The organism is Mangrovibacter sp. MFB070 (assembly GCF_000705335.1).
GTDB classification, from domain to species: Bacteria; Pseudomonadota; Gammaproteobacteria; order Enterobacterales; family Enterobacteriaceae; genus Mangrovibacter; species Mangrovibacter plantisponsor.
In genome coordinates this window covers 1-18,904 of sequence record NZ_JJMI01000004.1, presented here as the reverse complement: position 1 = coordinate 18,904, position 18,904 = coordinate 1, and the positions used below count along the sequence as shown (strand labels likewise).

General features: G+C 51.9%; 16 protein-coding genes, 1 rRNA gene and 1 riboswitch. Of the genes, 8 read left to right on the top strand and 9 right to left on the bottom strand.

All coding sequences use genetic code 11. The features are described 5' to 3' along the window. Positions 1-11: 11 nt before the first annotated feature. Positions 12-4,241, top strand: coding sequence for a DNA-directed RNA polymerase subunit beta' (rpoC, locus tag DT73_RS01775; RefSeq protein ID WP_036103043.1), 4,230 nt, complete (start codon positions 12-14; stop codon positions 4,239-4,241). 282 nt (positions 4,242-4,523) lie between these two features. On the opposite strand, the gene thiH is transcribed toward rpoC, so the two are convergent. From thiH to DT73_RS01735, 7 genes are all read right to left on the bottom strand, one after another. Next, on the bottom strand, positions 4,524-5,678 hold the full coding sequence (gene thiH / locus DT73_RS01765; protein ID WP_036103038.1) for a 2-iminoacetate synthase ThiH: 1,155 nt from the start codon (positions 5,676-5,678) through the stop codon (positions 4,524-4,526). Then, a complete protein-coding gene (locus tag DT73_RS01760) occupies positions 5,675-6,457 on the bottom strand; it encodes a thiazole synthase (RefSeq protein ID WP_036103035.1) in 783 nt (260 codons plus the stop codon). The genes thiH and DT73_RS01760 overlap by 4 nt, the downstream gene beginning before the upstream one ends. A gap of 1 nt (position 6,458) precedes the next feature. After that, a complete protein-coding gene (thiS, locus tag DT73_RS01755) occupies positions 6,459-6,659 on the bottom strand; it encodes a sulfur carrier protein ThiS (protein WP_036103033.1) in 201 nt (66 codons plus the stop codon). Continuing rightward, a complete protein-coding gene (locus DT73_RS01750; RefSeq protein WP_036103032.1) occupies positions 6,643-7,398 on the bottom strand; it encodes a HesA/MoeB/ThiF family protein in 756 nt (251 codons plus the stop codon). Before DT73_RS01750 ends, thiS begins: the two co-directional genes overlap by 17 nt. Further along, positions 7,391-8,026, bottom strand: coding sequence for a thiamine phosphate synthase (thiE, locus tag DT73_RS01745; protein ID WP_036103066.1), 636 nt, complete (start codon positions 8,024-8,026; stop codon positions 7,391-7,393). Before thiE ends, DT73_RS01750 begins: the two co-directional genes overlap by 8 nt. Beyond that, positions 8,026-9,921, bottom strand: a complete 1,896-nt coding sequence (thiC, locus tag DT73_RS01740; RefSeq protein ID WP_036103030.1) for a phosphomethylpyrimidine synthase ThiC — start codon at positions 9,919-9,921, stop codon at positions 8,026-8,028. The genes thiE and thiC overlap by 1 nt, the downstream gene beginning before the upstream one ends. 93 nt (positions 9,922-10,014) lie before the next feature. Next, positions 10,015-10,124: riboswitch (TPP riboswitch) on the bottom strand. Positions 10,125-10,178: 54 nt separating this feature from the next. Continuing rightward, on the bottom strand, positions 10,179-10,679 hold the full coding sequence (locus DT73_RS01735; protein ID WP_036103028.1) for an Rsd/AlgQ family anti-sigma factor: 501 nt from the start codon (positions 10,677-10,679) through the stop codon (positions 10,179-10,181). Between the two features lie 171 nt (positions 10,680-10,850). Here DT73_RS01735 and nudC point away from each other — a divergent pair, with 171 nt between their 5' ends. From nudC to DT73_RS01705, 6 genes are all read left to right on the top strand, one after another. Next, positions 10,851-11,624, top strand: a complete 774-nt coding sequence (gene nudC / locus DT73_RS01730; RefSeq protein ID WP_036103026.1) for an NAD(+) diphosphatase — start codon at positions 10,851-10,853, stop codon at positions 11,622-11,624. 77 nt (positions 11,625-11,701) lie between these two features. Continuing rightward, positions 11,702-12,766: a uroporphyrinogen decarboxylase gene (gene hemE, locus DT73_RS01725; protein ID WP_036103024.1), complete on the top strand. Its 1,065-nt coding sequence runs from the start codon at positions 11,702-11,704 to the stop codon at positions 12,764-12,766. Beyond that, the gene (gene nfi / locus DT73_RS01720) at positions 12,766-13,446 is read left to right on the top strand and encodes a deoxyribonuclease V (protein ID WP_036103022.1); all 681 of its coding nucleotides are present in this window, start codon (positions 12,766-12,768) and stop codon (positions 13,444-13,446) included. The genes hemE and nfi overlap by 1 nt, the downstream gene beginning before the upstream one ends. Positions 13,447-13,479: 33 nt before the next feature. Next, positions 13,480-14,070, top strand: a complete 591-nt coding sequence (locus DT73_RS01715) for a YjaG family protein (RefSeq protein ID WP_036103020.1) — start codon at positions 13,480-13,482, stop codon at positions 14,068-14,070. 186 nt (positions 14,071-14,256) lie between these two features. Then, entirely contained in the window at positions 14,257-14,529 is a 273-nt protein-coding gene (gene hupA, locus DT73_RS01710; protein ID WP_036103018.1) for a nucleoid-associated protein HU-alpha, read from the top strand. Positions 14,530-14,542: 13 nt separating this feature from the next. Next, positions 14,543-15,244, top strand: a complete 702-nt coding sequence (locus DT73_RS01705) for a DUF1481 domain-containing protein (RefSeq protein ID WP_036103016.1) — start codon at positions 14,543-14,545, stop codon at positions 15,242-15,244. Positions 15,245-15,324: 80 nt separating this feature from the next. Here the strand turns inward: DT73_RS01705 and purD are convergent, their stop codons facing one another. Then, complete coding sequence (purD, locus tag DT73_RS01700) at positions 15,325-16,614, bottom strand: phosphoribosylamine--glycine ligase (RefSeq protein WP_036103015.1); 1,290 nt, start codon at positions 16,612-16,614, stop codon at positions 15,325-15,327. A gap of 14 nt (positions 16,615-16,628) precedes the next feature. Next, entirely contained in the window at positions 16,629-18,218 is a 1,590-nt protein-coding gene (gene purH / locus DT73_RS01695) for a bifunctional phosphoribosylaminoimidazolecarboxamide formyltransferase/IMP cyclohydrolase (protein ID WP_036103013.1), read from the bottom strand. Positions 18,219-18,836: 618 nt separating this feature from the next. Here purH and DT73_RS01690 point away from each other — a divergent pair. Continuing rightward, positions 18,837-18,904: ribosomal RNA gene (locus DT73_RS01690) — 16S ribosomal RNA — on the top strand; the annotation flags it as partial.

Here is an 18,904-nt window from a genome sequence, read left to right as displayed (position 1 = left end):
GGAGCCAATCCGTGAAAGACTTATTAAAGTTTCTGAAAGCGCAAACTAAAACCGAAGAGTTTGATGCGATCAAAATTGCTCTGGCATCGCCAGACATGATCCGTTCCTGGTCTTTTGGTGAAGTTAAAAAGCCGGAAACCATTAACTACCGTACCTTCAAACCGGAGCGTGACGGTCTGTTCTGTGCTCGCATTTTCGGGCCGGTAAAAGATTACGAGTGCCTGTGCGGTAAGTACAAGCGCTTGAAACACCGCGGTGTTATCTGTGAAAAATGTGGTGTTGAAGTTACTCAGACCAAAGTACGTCGTGAACGTATGGGTCACATTGAGCTGGCTTCTCCGACTGCCCACATTTGGTTCCTGAAATCACTGCCATCCCGTATCGGTTTGCTGCTCGATATGCCTTTGCGTGATATCGAACGTGTACTGTACTTCGAATCTTATGTAGTTATCGAAGGCGGTATGACCAACCTGGAACGCCGTCAGATCCTGACTGAAGAACAGTATCTGGACGCGCTGGAAGAGTTTGGTGACGAATTCGACGCGAAAATGGGTGCAGAAGCTATTCAGGCCCTGCTGAAAGGCATGGATCTGGAGCAGGAATGTGAACAACTGCGCGAAGAGTTGAATGAAACCAACTCTGAAACCAAACGTAAAAAGCTGACCAAGCGTATCAAGCTGCTGGAAGCGTTCGTTCAGTCTGGTAACAAACCAGAGTGGATGATCCTGACAGTTCTGCCGGTTCTGCCGCCAGATCTGCGCCCACTGGTACCGCTGGATGGTGGTCGTTTCGCAACATCAGATCTGAACGATCTGTACCGTCGCGTTATCAACCGTAACAACCGTCTGAAACGTCTGCTGGATCTGGCTGCGCCAGATATCATCGTACGTAACGAAAAACGTATGCTGCAGGAAGCGGTTGATGCCCTGCTGGATAACGGTCGTCGCGGTCGTGCCATTACTGGTTCTAACAAACGTCCTCTGAAATCTTTGGCCGATATGATCAAAGGTAAACAGGGTCGTTTCCGTCAGAACCTGCTGGGTAAACGTGTTGACTACTCCGGCCGTTCGGTTATCACCGTAGGTCCATACCTGCGCCTGCACCAGTGCGGTCTGCCGAAGAAAATGGCACTGGAGCTGTTCAAACCGTTCATCTACGGCAAGCTGGAACTGCGTGGTTTAGCTACCACCATCAAAGCAGCCAAGAAAATGGTTGAACGTGAAGAAGCCGTTGTTTGGGATATCCTGGACGAAGTTATTCGCGAACACCCGGTCATGCTGAACCGTGCGCCAACTCTGCACCGTTTGGGTATTCAGGCATTTGAACCTGTACTGATCGAAGGTAAAGCTATTCAGCTGCACCCGCTGGTGTGTGCGGCGTATAACGCCGACTTCGATGGTGACCAGATGGCTGTTCACGTACCGCTGACGCTGGAAGCCCAGTTGGAAGCGCGTGCGCTGATGATGTCCACCAACAACATTCTGTCTCCGGCAAACGGTGAACCAATCATCGTTCCGTCTCAGGACGTTGTACTGGGTCTGTACTACATGACCCGTGACAAAATCAACGCCATGGGCGAAGGCATGGTTCTCACCGGGCCGAAAGAAGCTGAACGTTTATACCGTTCAGGCCAGGCTGAGCTGCATGCGCGCGTAAAAGTACGTATCACAGAATATGAAAAAGACGAACAGGGTGAATATGTGGCGAAAACCACATTGAAAGACACCACTGTTGGTCGTGCGATTCTGTGGATGATCGTACCTCAGGGTCTGCCGTTCACTATCGTGAACCAGCCGCTGGGTAAAAAAGCGATCTCCAAAATGCTGAACACCTGTTACCGCATTCTGGGCCTGAAACCGACGGTTATTTTTGCTGACCAGATCATGTATACCGGTTTTGCGTATGCAGCACGTTCTGGTGCATCTGTTGGTATCGACGATATGGTTATTCCGGCGAAAAAAGCCGAAATCATCGCCGAAGCTGAAGCAGAAGTGGCAGAAATCCAGGAACAGTTCCAGTCTGGTCTGGTAACTGCGGGCGAACGTTACAACAAAGTCATCGATATTTGGGCTGCGGCGAATGACCGTGTTTCCAAAGCGATGATGGATAACCTGCAAACTGAAACCGTTATTAACCGTAAAGGTGAAGAAGAGCAGCAGGTTTCCTTTAACAGCATCTATATGATGGCCGACTCCGGGGCGCGTGGTTCTGCGGCTCAGATTCGTCAGCTGGCTGGTATGCGTGGTCTGATGGCTAAGCCAGATGGCTCCATCATCGAAACGCCAATCACCGCGAACTTCCGTGAAGGTCTGAACGTACTCCAGTACTTCATTTCAACCCACGGTGCTCGTAAAGGTCTGGCGGATACCGCACTGAAAACAGCAAACTCCGGTTACCTGACTCGTCGTCTGGTTGACGTCGCGCAGGACCTGGTTGTGACTGAAGATGACTGTGGTACGTTAGACGGCATCATGATGACGCCGGTTATCGAAGGTGGTGATGTTAAAGAACCACTGCGTGACCGCGTACTGGGTCGTGTAACGGCTGAAGACGTTCTGAAACCGGGTACCGCAGATATTCTGGTTCCGCGTAACACTCTGCTCAATGAACAGTGGTGTGACCTGCTGGAAGTGAATTCTGTAGACAGCCTGAAAGTACGTTCTGTTGTAACCTGTGACACCGATTTTGGTGTGTGTGCCCACTGCTATGGTCGTGACCTGGCGCGTGGTCATATCATCAACAAAGGTGAAGCCATTGGGGTTATCGCAGCACAGTCTATCGGTGAACCTGGTACTCAGCTGACCATGCGTACCTTCCACATCGGTGGTGCGGCATCTCGTGCGGCTGCTGAATCCAGCATCCAGGTGAAAAATAAAGGTAGCATCAAGCTGAACAACGCGAAGTCCGTTGTTAACTCCAGCGGTAAACTGGTTATTACTTCTCGTAATACCGAGCTGAAGTTGTTCGACGAATTCGGCCGTACCAAAGAAAGCTATAAAGTACCTTACGGTTCTGTGCTGACCAAAAATGATGGCGAGCAAGTAGCAGCAGGCGAAACTGTTGCTAACTGGGATCCGCACACCATGCCGGTTATCACCGAAGTTCCGGGCTTTATTCGCTTTACCGACATGATCGACGGCCAGACCATTACTCGTCAGACTGATGAGCTGACTGGTTTGTCTTCTATCGTGGTTCTGGACTCAGCTGAGCGTACTGCGGGTGGTAAAGACCTGCGTCCGGCACTGAAAATCGTTGATGCCAACGGTGATGATGTCCTGATCCCTGGTACCGATATGCCTGCGCAGTACTTCCTGCCGGGTAAAGCTATCGTTCAGTTGGATGACGGCGTTCAGATTAGCTCCGGTGACACACTGGCGCGTCTGCCGCAGGAATCTGGCGGTACTAAAGATATTACCGGTGGTCTGCCGCGTGTTGCTGACTTGTTCGAAGCACGTCGTCCGAAAGAACCTGCAATCCTTGCTGAAATCAGCGGTGTGGTTTCCTTCGGTAAAGAAACCAAAGGTAAACGTCGCCTGGTTATCACCCCACTGGATGGTGAAAACGCTTACGAAGAGATGATTCCTAAATGGCGTCAGCTCAACGTGTTTGAAGGTGAACGTGTTGAACGTGGTGACGTGATTTCCGATGGTCCGGAATCTGCTCATGACATTCTGCGTCTGCGTGGTGTTCAGGCTGTAACTCGTTACATCGTTAACGAAGTACAGGACGTATACCGTCTGCAGGGCGTTAAGATCAACGATAAACACATCGAAGTTATCGTTCGTCAGATGCTGCGTAAAGCTACCATCATGAATGCAGGCAGCTCCGACTTCCTGGAAGGCGAGCAGGTAGAGTACTCTCGCGTGAAAATCGCGAACCGCTTGTTGGAAGACGACGGCAAAGTCAGCGCAACGTTCATGCGCGACCTGCTGGGTATTACCAAAGCGTCTCTGGCAACCGAGTCCTTCATCTCTGCTGCATCGTTCCAGGAAACGACGCGTGTTCTTACCGAAGCCGCTGTTGCGGGTAAACGTGATGAACTGCGTGGCCTGAAAGAGAACGTCATTGTGGGTCGTTTGATTCCGGCTGGTACCGGCTATGCTTACCACCAGGATCGCATGCGCCGCCGTGCTGCGGGTGAAACACCTGCTGCTGCACCGCAGATCAGTGCTGAAGAAGCTACTGCCAACCTGGCAGAGCTGCTGAATGCTGGCCTGGGCGGGAACAACGATAACGATTAATCGTTATCTCTCGCTGATAAAACCGCGTCTTCGGGCGCGGTTTTTTTTTGCTATTTTCACATCCCACCAAACGTTACCTCTTCCCAATGGCCTGGAAAATATCGGGCAGCTACGTGTTTTTCCAGACAATAACAGTGATGAAAAGCAGGAAGGCGGGGTGGCCGATGGAGAGGGGAAGTGGCCACCCCGGGCAACGTATTGCGCTGCCGGAGTGACCATATCGTCATTCCCTGAGTTTGCTCAATGCCCGTTTGTCAGGGCAGGAAACAGGGTTCCAGAGATTTACTGATTTGCTGAAAATGCCGGGCTCGTTTGCTGCCCTCTTCCCAAAAAACTGTCCCAGTCTTTCCATACTGGTTGTAACCCTGCATCAGTCAGTGCTTTGGCGACCACATCCGGCGCCCGGTTATCATGGGGAGAAAATTGCTCCAGTTCGGGCTGGTGGTCTGCATAGCCTCCTGGTTGCGTGCTGGAAAATGCGCTGACATGGGTAATGGCCAGTGGGACAACATGGTCACGAAACCAGGGGGATTCACGGGTTGACAGTGATAACTCCAGTTCCGGGGAGAATAAGCGGAAGGCGCAAATAACCTGAAGTAGCTGCTTTTCATCCATGAGTGACGCCGGGACTATTCCACCTTCACATGGGCGTAAACGGGGGAAAGATACAGAAAACCGGCTCTGCCAGTAATGCTGTTGTAACCAGAGCAAGTGTTCTGCCACCATAAAGCAATCCACCCGCCAGTTATCCGACAACCCAATCAACGCTCCCAGGCCAATTCGGTCAATACCCGCTTTGCCAAGCCGGTCCGGGGTATCCAGCCGCCAGAAAAAATCCTGCTTCTTACCGCGCAAATGGTGCCGTGCATACATTGCTTCATGGTAGGTTTCCTGGTAAACCATAACGCCATCCAGCCCCAACTGCTTAAGCTCCGCATACTCGTCTTCACTCATTGGCTGCACTTCCATTTGCACAGAACTAAAGTGGGCACGAATAGCAGGCAGGTATTGACGAAAGTAGTCCATACCCACTTTTCGCTGATGCTCGCCAGTCACCAGTAACAGATTTTCAAACCCAAGCTGGCGTATGGCTTCGCACTCACGTTCGATTTCCTCGCCATCGAGAGTCTTACGCTTAATGTGATTGCTCATTGAGAAACCACAATACGTACAATCGTTTGCACATAGGTTTGACAGGTATAACGGAACATAAAAGTTAACCGTATTACCAAAGCGCTGGCGGGTTAAACGCTGGGCCATTCCTGCCATGGGCTCCAGGTATTCTGCGGCGGCGGGAGACAGCAGTGCCATCATATCTTCCGGCCCGCGTTTTTCCCGGCATAATGCTCTCTGCACATCATCTTTGGTCTTACTGTTGATGCTAAGTGCAATGTCATCCCAGTCCAGAGTGCGCCAGTAATCACTAAAGTGGCTCATCCGTTCACCTCCGCACTGGCATTCAGAAATGCCGTCAGTGGGCTGGAAGCGCTGGCGGTCATCCGTTGTTCCCCATACCCGGCACTGGCTGCCAGTACACCAGCCTCGACGGCCAGCCGGAAAGCCTGTGCCATTCTGACCGGGTCGCCCGCTGTAGCGATAGCGGTGTTAACTAATACGCCATCGGCCCCCAACTCCAGGGCGGCAGTGGCATGCCCGGGCGTACCGATCCCGGCATCAACAATCACCGGAACACCAGCCTGCTCAATAATGATTTCCAGCATCGCCTGGGTTTGTAACCCACGATTAGAACCAATCGGCGCACCCAAAGGCATAACGGCAGCACAACCAGCGTCTTCCAAATGGCGGCATAACACCGGGTCGGCTCCACAATAAGGCAGAACAATAAACCCATCTTTAACCAGTAAGCGGGCGGCCTGGAGTGTGGCGATGGGGTCTGGCATCAGGTAACGGCTGTCCGGGTGAATTTCCAGTTTCACCCAGTTGGTACCTAATGCTTCGCGCGCAAGCTGTGCGGCAAAGACCGCTTCATCTGCCGTTTTGGCACCCGATGTGTTGGGCAATAGTTGCACGCCGGCAGCCAGTAGCGGTTGCAGTAAATCGTCCCGGTGCTGGCGGAAATCAACCCGCTTTAACGCCAGTGTGACCAGTTGGGTACCACTGGCAATAATGGCCTGCTGCATTAATAATGGCGAAGCAAATTTCCCGGTGCCTGTCAGCAGGTGAGAATCAAACGTTTTATCAGCAATACGTAACATGTCAGCCTCCGGCAATGACTTCAAACAGCAGCAGGTCATCGCCTGGCTGTAGAATGTGGGTATCCCAGTGTTCGCGTGGCAGGATTGTCTGGTTTAGCGCCAGCGCGGTGCCGGGCTTCAGTTGGTGGAAAGTAGACAATAACTGCACCACCGTGGTGTTTTCAGCACAACTTACCGGATGGTCATTAAACTGAATTTGCATGTTGCCCTCCACACACCGGGCAGTGAGGCGATGGCTGGAGCCGAATGGCACGCCACAGATTGGTTTTGGCATCAAACAGAGATAAAGTCCCGGCCTGGTTGGTGACTCCAGCCAGCCACTTCAGTGCTTCCAGCGCCTGGCTGACACCCAGTAACCCAACAACAGGCCCCAGCACACCCGCAGTACGGCAGTTCCGCTCTGGCTCGTGCTCGTCAGGCCATAAACAACGGTAACAACCCTGTTGCCATGGTGGAGACAGCACCATCATTTGCCCGCCAAACCCAACGGCACTGGCGGTGATAAATGGCTTGTTCAGTGCCACACAGGCTGCATTGATTGCCTGGCGGGTTGGCATATTGTCACTGCAATCAAGTACCAGGTCGGCATCAGCCAGCACACTGGTTAGTGTTTCTGGTGTAAGGTACTGGTCGATGGGCGTTAGCGTGACAGACGGGTTGACCTGAGCCAGTTTTTCAACGGCTACATGTGCTTTATTGCGGCCAATATCTTGCTGTGTATACAGTGTCTGGCGATGCAGGTTACTGATGTGAACGACATCGCCGTCAGCAAGAATTAACTGGCCCACCCCAGCGCCAGCCAGATAATGAGCAGCCGGTGAACCGAGCCCGCCTAACCCAATCACAGCAACGCAGGACTTGCTCAGAGCCTGCTGGCCGTCGAGGCCCACTTCATCCAGCAGTAAATGGCGGCTGTAACGCATGAAATCCTGATCATTCATCGCCATTCCCCGCTAAATTAAGTAATGCTCTGGTTGCAGCCTGCCAGTCTTGCGCCTGTGTAATGGCGCTTACCACGGCAATGCTGCCCACCCCGGTAGCCAGTACCTCAGGTGCCCGCGCCAGGCTTATTCCTCCTATTGCTACTGTTGGGTAACCTTGCAGGCGGTGAACGTGAGAAGCCAGTTGTTGCAGGCCTTGTGGCTCGGAAGGCATTTGCTTGGTTTGTGTGGGGAAAATATGCCCCAGAGCAATGTAAGAGGGGCGCACAGACAGTGCCCGGTCGATTTCAGCGTCATCATGAGTGGAAACGCCCAGGCGTAACCGCGCATCGCAAATTGCGCCCAGGTTCGCGGTGTCCAGGTCTTCCTGGCCCAGATGTACTCCCCAGGCCCGGTGTTTAATGGCCAGCCGCCAGTAATCGTTGATAAACAGCCGGGCTTCATAGCGCTGTCCAAGATGAATAGCCTGGATAATATCCTGCTCAACTTCATTCTCAGGCTTATCTTTGATACGAATCTGGAGCGTTTTCACTCCCAGAGCCAGCAGGCGCTTCAGCCAGGTAATGCTGTCTACGACGGGGTATAACCCCATCCGGACAGGCACGGTTGGAAAATCAGGTTGGTAAATCATGCCTGCTCCTTGCGAAGATAAATTTCTCCGCCGCGAGCGCGGAAATCCTGCGCCATGTTTTCCATGCCTTCCGCGCGTTGTTTTGCAGCGTAATCACGTACATCCTGGGTGATTTTCATGGAGCAAAATTTTGGCCCACACATCGAACAGAAGTGCGCCACTTTGCCGGATTCCTGAGGCAGGGTTTCATCGTGATAAGCCCGTGCAGTGAACGGGTCGAGGGCCAGGTTGAACTGGTCTTCCCAACGGAACTCGAAGCGGGCTTTTGACATCGCGTTATCGCGAATCTGCGCCCCCGGATGCCCTTTGGCAAGGTCGGCAGCATGAGCGGCAATTTTATAGGTGATAAGACCTTGCTTTACATCTTCTTTATTGGGGAGGCCAAGGTGCTCTTTTGGCGTGACATAACACAGCATGGCGCAACCGAACCAGCCAATCATGGCTGCGCCAATTCCTGATGTGAAGTGATCATAACCCGGTGCAATATCCGTGGTTAGTGGGCCAAGGGTATAAAACGGTGCTTCATGGCAGTGTTCCAGCTCTTCTGTCATATTGCGCTGAATCATCTGCATCGGCACATGCCCGGGGCCTTCAATCATCACCTGTACGTCATATTCCCAGGCGATTTTGGTCAGTTCGCCAAGCGTATGTAATTCTGAGAATTGCGCCTCGTCGTTCGCATCCTGAATAGATCCCGGGCGCAGGCCGTCACCCAAAGAGAGCGCAACATCATAGGCGGCACAGATTTCACAAATTTCACGGAAATGCTGATACAGGAAGTTTTCCTGATGATGGGAGAGGCACCATTTAGCCATAATCGAACCGCCACGAGAAACAATCCCGGTGAGGCGGTCTGCTGTCATTGGCACATAACGTAACAGTACTCCGGCATGGATAGTGAAGTAGTCCACGCCTTGCTCAGCCTGTTCAAGTAAGGTGTCACGGAACAGTGGCCAGGTGAGGTCTTCTGCAATGCCATTAACCTTTTCCAGCGCCTGGTAAATTGGAACGGTACCAATGGGAACCGGGCTGTTACGCAGGATCCACTCACGGGTTTCATGGATATAGCGGCCGGTTGATAAGTCCATTACTGTGTCTGCCCCCCAGCGTGTTGACCACACCAGTTTTTCCACTTCTTCTTCAATAGAAGAACTGACTGCCGAGTTACCAATATTGGCATTCACTTTAACCAGAAAGTTACGGCCAATAATCATTGGCTCAGATTCGGGGTGGTTAATGTTTGCCGGAATAATTGCGCGCCCGGCAGCCACTTCATCCCGAACAAACTCGGGGGTGATATTTTCCGGAAGATGCGCGCCAAAGCTGTGGCCTGGGTGCTGGTGGCGCAACACGCTGTCGCGGATCCGTTCCCGGCCCATATTTTCCCGCAGAGCAATAAACTCCATCTCCGGGGTGACAATTCCTTTGCGGGCGTAGTGTAACTGTGTAACGCAATGCCCTTTTATGGCTCTGCGCGGCGGCTGAACACCCTTGAAACGTAATTCTTCCAGCCCCTCGTCTTCCTGGCGTGCCAGCGTCCAGGACGATGAACTGTTGTGCAGTTGCTGGGTATCTTCGCGGGCATCAATCCAGGCCTGGCGGCATTTGGGCAGCCCCTGAAGTACATCAATAGATTGGTCCGGGTCGCCATAAGGGCCTGAAGTGTCATAAACCGGGATGGGGTCATTTGGCGTGAGTTCAGGGTTTTCCCGTGTACCGCCAGTCACGGTCGGGCTCATTTGTATTTCACGCATGGGTACCTGAATATCCGGGCGGCTGCCAGCCAGATATACCCGTTTTGATGCCGGAAAAGCAGAGCCTTCCAGAGTATTAATAAATTGCTGAGCAGCATCACGTTGCTCACGGCGGGTTGGTGTTTTTTGTACGGACATAGCGCATTCCAGTTTGTTGGTCAGGAAGTGGCTTGTCAGAACGACGGACAGGAGTAGCAAAGACGCAATAACGCCAGAAAATAAGCGTAATGCAGGGAGAGTACTCTTGTTCCCTTCGCAGGTCTTAACCTGATCAGGTTCCGCGGATCCCGAATTAACGGTCTCAGCCCGTGCTTACACACTGGGCACTCCGACAAGAAAAACATCGCTTTCGCGATAATGTATAAAAACTAACTTACTCGCTCACAGAACAAAACTCAAGCAGGCCGGGATTCGGCGTTGTCTGGTTCGGTATTCTGTAAATCATTTTTCCACACCAGGGTGAGTAGTTTATCTTCAAGGGTAAAACGCGCTTCAAGCGCTTCACCTATCCCTGATAAGGCCTGCTGAAATTCCTGCCAGTTATCATGGTCAATGGCAGTTTCCAGGCTGGTATCGTAGAAATGCATAATAGACTGCGTGTTGGCTTCTAACCGGGGGTAGAGTTGTGCGACAGATTTTGCGGTACTGGTACCTTCAACCTCTCGAATGATGCGCTCATAAAGACTAAAGTGGCATGCTGAGAGATAGTCCACCAGGCCCTGGCAAAAGTCGTCCAGCGCCTTTTCATCAATGGCGGAATGGGCACTCTTTTTAGGCTTGAGCCCAACTAACCGGTAATAAGCAATTAATAGTTGCCTGCGGGTATTCAGCCAACTGTCAACTAATGCATTACTACCACCAACACGGGCTGTCAGGTTTTCCAGTTGGTTTAGCATGTTTGAGCATCTCCATGAGTTATATACTCGTCATGCTTCAATTTGCAGGTGGGTAAGTAGTGCTTGCCTGCAACTCGAATTATTTTGAGTATCAGATAAAAATCTGAACCATCTGAATGTAGCTATTATGTAAACCAACATGCCAGTGACACAGAGGTTGTGCAAGGAAATATGAAACATTTTGTAAAAAAAACCGATGAAGGCTGGTGGGTTGTCAGCCATGAACAAAAATTGTGGTTGCCGGCAGGTGAGTTACCCTGTGGGAGCGCAGAGCAGTACCAGTTAGATGGTTTGCAGGCTATGCAAATTGGCACCTGGGATTCCCTTCCGGTCTGGCTGGTTCAGCACAACTTCCCTACAGGAATGGCTTCGGTCAGGCAACTTCTCGACAACGAAAGTGGGCTGTTTCAGTTAGCCGGCCGGGGTGTTCAGCTGGCTGAATTTTACCGTTCTCACAAATTCTGTGGCTACTGTGGTGCAGAAATGTACCCCAGCAAAACAGAGTGGGCGATGTTGTGCAGCCACTGCCATGAGCGCTATTACCCGCAAATAGCGCCCTGCATCATCGTAGCGATTCGCCGTGATGACCATATTTTGCTGGCACGCCATAACCGGCACAAGAATGGTGTTTACACCGTGCTGGCGGGCTTCGTGGAAGTGGGGGAAACGCTGGAGCAGGCTGTGGCGCGTGAGGTGATGGAAGAAAGCAGCATTCGCGTACAAAATTTGCGTTATGTCAGTTCACAGCCCTGGCCTTTTCCACAATCGCTGATGATGGCGTACATGGCGGATTACCACAGTGGTGATATCAAAATCGACCCTTCAGAACTCCTTGATGCTAACTGGTATCGCTATGATCAGCTTCCTTTACTCCCGCCACCGGGGACTGTCGCACGGCGGTTAATAGAAGATACTGTTGCCTTATGTCGGGCTGAGTATGAATAACATGCTACACTCAGCGCCCTATTTTTATTGTTTTATCTACCCTGACTGCGGGTGAATCAGCGCACAGAAGGAACCCCATGACTGACCTGAAAAATGATCGTTATTTGCGAGCCCTGTTACGCCAGCCGGTTGATGTTACCCCTGTATGGATGATGCGCCAGGCGGGCCGGTATCTACCGGAATATAAAGCGACCCGCGCGCAAGCAGGGGATTTTATGGCACTGTGCAAGAATGCTGAACTTGCCTGCGAGGTCACGCTGCAGCCGTTGCGCCGTTATGCACTGGATGCCGCCATTTTATTCTCTGATATTCTGACCATTCCGGATGCGATGGGGCTGGGGCTCTATTTTGAAGCGGGGGAAGGTCCACGCTTCACGTCGCCAGTGCGCAGTAAGGCCGATGTGGATAAATTACCGGTTCCTGACCCGGAAATGGAACTGGGCTATGTCATGAATGCAGTACGCACCATCCGCCGTGAACTGGCCGGGCAGGTACCGCTGATTGGTTTCTCTGGTAGCCCGTGGACACTGGCCACTTACATGGTTGAAGGTGGCAGCAGCAAAGCCTTTACGGTTATCAAAAAAATGCTGTTTGCCGAGCCCCAGACCTTACATACGTTGCTGGGCAAACTGGCAGAAAGCGTTACGCTTTACCTCAATGCTCAAATTCGGGCTGGTGCGCAGTCCGTGATGATCTTTGATACCTGGGGCGGTGTACTGAGTGGGCGAGATTATCAGGCGTTTTCCCTGAATTATATGCAGCAAATTGTTGCCGGCCTGATTCGTGAACATGAAGGGCGCCGTGTGCCTGTGACACTGTTTACCAAAGGTGGTGGGCAGTGGCTGGAAGCAATGGCCGAAACCGGGTGCGATGCCCTGGGCATCGACTGGACAACAGATATTGCAGATGCCCGGCGTCGGGTAGGGCATAAAGTTGCATTGCAGGGCAATATGGACCCGTCAATGCTGTATGCGCCTCCGGCTCGTATCGAAGAGGAAGTGGCATCTATCCTGGCCGGGTTTGGTCACGGAGAAGGCCATGTGTTCAATCTTGGGCACGGAATTCACCAGGATGTCCCGCCAGAGCATGCCGGAGCGTTTGTTGAAGCTGTTCACCGGCTTTCTGCTCAATGGCATAAATAATGGACCTGGCGGCGCTCAGGGCGCAACAACAGCACCTGGCCTCTCAGGTGATAACCGAAGACTGCGGCGTGCCTGCCGAACCGCGGCTCATTGGTGGTGCTGATGTGGGCTTCGAACAACAGGGTACTGTAACCCGCGCCGCACTGGTTCTGCTCTCCTGGCCTGATTTAACGCTGGTAGAATACCAGGTTGCACGTATTCCAACGGAATTCCCGTATATCCCCGGTTACCTCTCTTTTCGCGAATGCCCGGCGTTGCTGGCGGCGTGGGAGAAGCTATCCCGTCGCCCTGATTTGCTCTTTGTTGATGGCCAGGGGATTGCGCATCCGCGCCAGTTTGGTGTCGCCAGCCATTTTGGGTTACTGGTTGACACCCCAACGATTGGCGTGGCGAAAAAACGCCTGTATGGCACATCAGACAGCGAACAGTTGGCGCAGGATGGTGTTACGCCGTTGCTATCCTCAGAGCGCACCTTGGGCTGGGTGTGGCGCAGTAAGCCGCGTTGCCTGCCTTTGTTTATTTCCCCCGGGCACAAGGTTCACTCGGGCACCGCGCTTGCGTGGGTGAAACGCTGTACGCGAGGCTATCGCCTCCCAGAACCGACACGCTGGGCAGATGCCGTGGCATCCCGTCGCCCGGCATTTATACGCTGGCAAGAAAAAATGCGCCAGGTAGAGTAAACTGCGCCCAATATCGACTGTTGAGACTTCACTATGTTACAAAACCCAATTCACCTGCGTCTGGAAAAACTCCAGAGCTGGCAACATGTTACTTTTATGGCCTGCCTGTGTGAGCGGATGTACCCCAATTACGCCATGTTTTGCCAGCAAACTGAGTTTGGTAACGGGCAACTGTATCGGCGGATTCTGGATTTGGTCTGGGAGACATTGACGGTAAAAGACGCGAAGGTTAACTTCGACTCTCAACTGGAGAAGTTCGAAGACGCAATTCCGTCTGCGGATGATTTCGACATCTACGGTGTTTACCCGGCAATAGATGCCTGTGTGGCGTTAAGTGATTTGTTACATGCGCTGTTGGGAGGTGAAACCCTTGAGAAAGCTATCGAGGTAAGTAAAACCTCTATCACGTCAGTGTGCATGTTAGAAATGACCCAGTCCGGTCGGGAAATGACCGACGAAGAGTTGAAAGATAACCCTGCAGTTGAACAAGAATGGGACATCCAATGGGAGATTTTTCGCCTGTTGGCAGATTGCGAAGAGCGCGATGTTGAGCTGATCAAAGGGCTGCGTACAGACCTCCGAGAAGCGGGTATTAGCAATATCGGTATAAATTTTCAGCAATAAGATAAGAAAACACCTCTCAGTGTCTGATTTGTCGTACCTGGAGGCTTCCCATCAGCCCCTTGTCTGGTCTACATTTGTGGGGCGAAAAAAAGTGGCTATCGGTGCGTGTATGCAGGAGAGTGCTTAACAGGCATTTCCATCGCACTCGATGCTTAGCAAGCGATAAACACATTGTAAGGATAACTTATGAACAAGACTCAACTGATTGATGTAATTGCGGACAAGGCTGAACTGTCAAAAGCACAAGCGAAAGCTGCTCTGGAATCCACTCTGGCTGCGATTACTGAGTCTCTGAAAGAAGGCGATACTGTACAACTGGTTGGTTTCGGTACCTTCAAAGTGAACCACCGTGCTGAGCGCACTGGCCGCAACCCGCAAACGGGTAAAGAAATCAAAATCGCTGCTGCAAACGTTCCTGCGTTTGTATCCGGCAAAGCACTGAAAGACGCGGTTAAATAATCGCACTCTGACAGTGAACAGTTTTATCAGAGGGGCGGTAACGCCCCTTTTGTCATTCTGGCGGCTGTCCTGCTTATTGTTAGTGGGAGGAGTGCTGGTGGGATGCAGTTCGCAAAAACAGGGTTTGCCGCCATTTACTGCCAGTGGTTATGTCGATGAAAATGGTGCAGTGCGTATCTGGCGTAAAGACGGTGAAAATGGCACGGTCCACCTGCTGAGCGTGTTTAGCCCGTGGCACAATAATGGCAATACTGTGATCAATGATTATCGCTGGCAGGGTGATAAGCTGGTCTCAATGGTGTTAAAAACCGAAGGAAGTGCGCCACAAACGACTACCGTGCGCTTTGATGCCAACGGTGCGCTCAGTTTCATGCAGCGTGAAGTAAATGGCATGAAGCAGCAACTTTCTAACGAGCAAATAGCGCTTGAGCAGTACAATGCTACCCGTATCCGCAAAACCAGTGATGCATTACGTACTGGTAAAGTAATATTGCACCAGGGGCACTGGAACCAGAACGAAAGTATCACAACCTGTGAAGGTAACGTTTCGCGCCCTGAATTTGATTCCTTTTTCCTCTCCTATATTCAGGACCGCCAGCGGCGTTCTGCGAAGCCGGTGAGTGTTGCCTGGCTCTCTGCACCTGAAGGCACCCAATTACTGCTGGTCGCCAATAGTGACTTCTGTAGCTGGCAACCCAAAGCCGATACATTCTAGCACCGGTTGTGGTGATTCAGTTTTCCTGCCTGCCTGGCAAAAAAAAGCCACCCGAAGGTGGCCTGTACGTTTTGCCGTGCTTAGTTTTGTTCACGCTCTATGGCGCGGTACCCTATGTCTGAGCGGCTAAAGCTGCCTTCCCAGTGAATGGGTTTCATCAACGCATAGGCATTTGCCTGAGCCTGAGCCACTGTGTTGCCCAGTGCGGTCGCGCATAATACACGCCCACCGTTAGTAACGACGTTCTCCTGGGCATCCAGCCGAGTCCCGGCGTGGAACACTTTCGCATCTGTAGCAGATTCCAGTGGCAGGCCGTGGATAACATCACCAGTGTTGTAGCTGCCCGGGTAACCGCCTGCAGCAATCACCACCCCGAGAGCCGCACGTTCATCCCACTCAGAGCTTTGCTTATCCAGTGCGCCTTCGCAGGCAGCCTGGCACAATGCAACTAAATCGGATTTCATGCGTAACATAATCGGCTGTGTTTCCGGGTCGCCGAAACGGCAGTTGAACTCGATAACTTTCGGGTTACCCTGCTTATCAATCATCAGCCCGGCATATAAAAAGCCCACATAGGTGTTGCCTTCTGCTGCCATGCCTTTCACGGTTGGCCAAATGATGCGTTCCATGGTGCGGTTGAACACTTCATCTGTAACTACCGGAGCCGGGGAATAAGCACCCATACCACCGGTATTCGGGCCGGAATCACCATCACCAACACGTTTGTGATCCTGGCTGGTGGCCATCGGCAATACGTGCTCGCCATCCACCATCACAATAAAGCTGGCTTCTTCACCATCCAAAAATTCTTCAACCACCACCCGGTGGCCGGCATCACCAAAAGCATTGCCTGCCAGCATATCCTGAATGGCCGCTTCCGCTTCTTCCAGCGTCATCGCCACAATCACGCCTTTACCGGCAGCCAGGCCATCAGCCTTGATAACAATAGGGGCGCCTTTTTCACGGACATAAGCCAGTGCAGGTTCCACCTCAGTGAAATTCTGGTATTCGCCGGTTGGGATATGGTGCCGGGCCAGAAAGTCCTTGGTGAACGCTTTGGAACCTTCCAGTTGCGCGGCGCCTTTAGTGGGGCCAAAAATCGTCAGGCCAGCAGCCTGGAAGGCATCAACCACACCAATCACCAGCGGGGCTTCCGGGCCGACAATCGTCAGGTCAATTTTTTCGTTTTGCGCAAAGCTTAACAGTGCCGGGATATCCGTGACGTTGATATCCACATTCTGTAAAGCCGGTTCGAGTGCAGTTCCTGCATTACCCGGTGCGACAAATACTGTTTCTACCTGAGGGGACTGAGCTGCTTTCCATGCGAGCGCATGCTCGCGCCCACCATTACCAATAATTAATACTTTCATGCGAGGCTCCTGAATTAATGGCGGAAGTGACGCATACCAGTGAAGATCATAGCAATGCCGTGTTCATCGGCGGCGGCAATAACTTCTTCGTCGCGAATGGAACCACCCGGTTGGATAACGCAGGTAACGCCCACTGCTGCAGCTGCATCAATACCATCACGGAACGGGAAAAATGCATCAGACGCCATCGCTGAGCCTTTTACTTCCAGGCCTTCGTCTTCGGCTTTGATACCGGCAATTTTGGCGGAATAAACACGGCTCATCTGCCCGGCACCAATGCCAATGGTCATATTTTCTTTGGCATACACAATGGCGTTGGATTTCACAAATTTGGCCACTTTCCAGCAGAACAGGGCATCGCGCAGTTCTTCGGCTGAAGGCTGGCGTTTCGTGACAACACGCAATTCGCTTTCACCCACCATACCCAGGTCGCGGTCCTGCACCAATAAGCCACCGTTGACGCGTTTAAAATCAAGGCCTGGCACCCGAGCCTGCCACTGACCACAGACCAGTACACGCACGTTTTGTTTGGCAGAAGTTACTTTCAGTGCTTCAGCGGTTGCTGAAGGGGCAATAATGACCTCAACAAACTGGCGGGAGATGATGGCCTCTGCAGTCTGCTCGTCCAGTTCGCGGTTGAACGCAATAATACCGCCAAAAGCGGAGGTCGGGTCGGTTTTCCAGGCGCGCTCGTAGGCAGCAAGAATATCGTCACCAATCGCCACGCCACAGGGGTTGGCGTGTTTCACAATCACACATGCGGGCTCGTTGAACTCTTTCACACACTCAAGAGCTGCGTCGGTATCGGCAATATTGTTATAAGACAGCGCTTTGCCCTGAACCTGCTCAGCAGTTGCCACGGAAGCTTCTGTTACCTGGCTCTCTATATAGAAAGCAGCCTGCTGGTGGCTGTTTTCCCCATAACGCATATCCTGCTTTTTCACAAAGTTCAGGTTCAGGGTGCGAGGGAAGCGGCCAGAAGGTTTGTCTGTTTCACCGTGGTATGGCGCAACCATGGTGCCGAAGTAGTTAGCAATCATGCTGTCATAGGCAGCGGTATGCTCGAATGCCTTAATTGCCAGGTCGAAGCGGGTTTCAAAAGTCAGTGAACCGTTGTTGGCATCCATTTCAGTAACAATAGTGGTGTAGTCATTGCTGTTAACCACAATCGCGACATCTTTATGGTTCTTGGCAGCGGAACGAACCATGGTAGGGCCACCAATATCGATATTTTCAACGGCGTCTTCCAGTGTGCAGCCTTCACGGGCAACAGTCTGGGCAAACGGGTAAAGGTTCACGACGACCATATCAATAGGGGAAATAGCATGCTCTGCCATGATAGCGTCATCCTGCCCACGACGGCCAAGAATGCCCCCATGCACTTTCGGGTGCAGCGTTTTCACTCGTCCATCCATCATTTCCGGGAAACCGGTGTAATCAGAAACTTCGGTTACCGGCAGGCCTGCATCAGCCAGCAAGCGGGCAGTACCACCTGTGGAGAGCAGTTCAACGCCACGTTGAGAAAGGGCCTGGGCAAATTCGACGATACCGGCTTTATCAGACACGCTGAGAAGAGCGCGGCGTACAGGACGAGGTTGTTGCATGGTGATCAATCCCCTGGATTTCAGTTTATTGCAATTGCAGAAGAGTGTGAGTGCTGCTTTGTTCTGTCTATATGTACTGCGATTAATACATCTAATAAAGAAAAGCAGGACTGACACCCTTCTAAAGTGGGTCTGCGAAAACGCGGGTGCATTGTAGCGAAAACGTTTGCGTGACGCTCGCAAAATTTCCTCATCAACAATGATTGTGGATAACTCTGTTGATAAGCGGGTATAAACCCGGGTTTTGCTGGGGAATGCAGCACTCAGTCTTTTTTATGCAAATTTTCTATTGCAGCAAAATCTGAACTCCCTATAATGCGCCTCCATCGACACGGCGGCACGCTTCACTGAGTGCAGTAAGCCGGGAAGATAAAGAGAAAAAATCCTGAAAAATTGGGTTGACTCTGAAAGAGGAAAGCGTAATATACGCCACCTCGCGACAGCAGGCAGAATGCCGGGTCGCACTGCTCTTTAACAATTTATCAGACAATCTGTGTGGGCACTCATAAGCACTGATATCTTAACGTCGAAAGACGCTAAAAATTATCAAGTCTTAAAGAGTGACTAACAGTTAATTCATTACGAATAAACAGTTTAATTCTTTGAGCATCAAACTTTAAATTGAAGAGTTTGATCATGGCTCAGATTGAACGCTGGCGGCAGGCCTAACACATGCAAGTCGAGCG

Coding starts and splice junctions, on each gene's coding strand:
- nfi (WP_036103022.1), top strand. CDS start 12,766: ATGGACCTGGCGGCGCTCAGGGCGCAACAACAGCACCTGGCCTCTCAG.
- DT73_RS01760 (WP_036103035.1), bottom strand. CDS start 6,457: ATGTTACGTATTGCTGATAAAACGTTTGATTCTCACCTGCTGACAGGC.
- purH (WP_036103013.1), bottom strand. CDS start 18,218: ATGCAACAACCTCGTCCTGTACGCCGCGCTCTTCTCAGCGTGTCTGAT.
- thiS (WP_036103033.1), bottom strand. CDS start 6,659: ATGCAAATTCAGTTTAATGACCATCCGGTAAGTTGTGCTGAAAACACC.
- nudC (WP_036103026.1), top strand. CDS start 10,851: ATGAAACATTTTGTAAAAAAAACCGATGAAGGCTGGTGGGTTGTCAGC.
- hemE (WP_036103024.1), top strand. CDS start 11,702: ATGACTGACCTGAAAAATGATCGTTATTTGCGAGCCCTGTTACGCCAG.
- DT73_RS01750 (WP_036103032.1), bottom strand. CDS start 7,398: ATGAATGATCAGGATTTCATGCGTTACAGCCGCCATTTACTGCTGGAT.
- thiH (WP_036103038.1), bottom strand. CDS start 5,678: ATGAGCCACTTTAGTGATTACTGGCGCACTCTGGACTGGGATGACATT.
- DT73_RS01715 (WP_036103020.1), top strand. CDS start 13,480: ATGTTACAAAACCCAATTCACCTGCGTCTGGAAAAACTCCAGAGCTGG.
- DT73_RS01735 (WP_036103028.1), bottom strand. CDS start 10,679: ATGCTAAACCAACTGGAAAACCTGACAGCCCGTGTTGGTGGTAGTAAT.
- purD (WP_036103015.1), bottom strand. CDS start 16,614: ATGAAAGTATTAATTATTGGTAATGGTGGGCGCGAGCATGCGCTCGCA.
- thiC (WP_036103030.1), bottom strand. CDS start 9,921: ATGTCCGTACAAAAAACACCAACCCGCCGTGAGCAACGTGATGCTGCT.
- hupA (WP_036103018.1), top strand. CDS start 14,257: ATGAACAAGACTCAACTGATTGATGTAATTGCGGACAAGGCTGAACTG.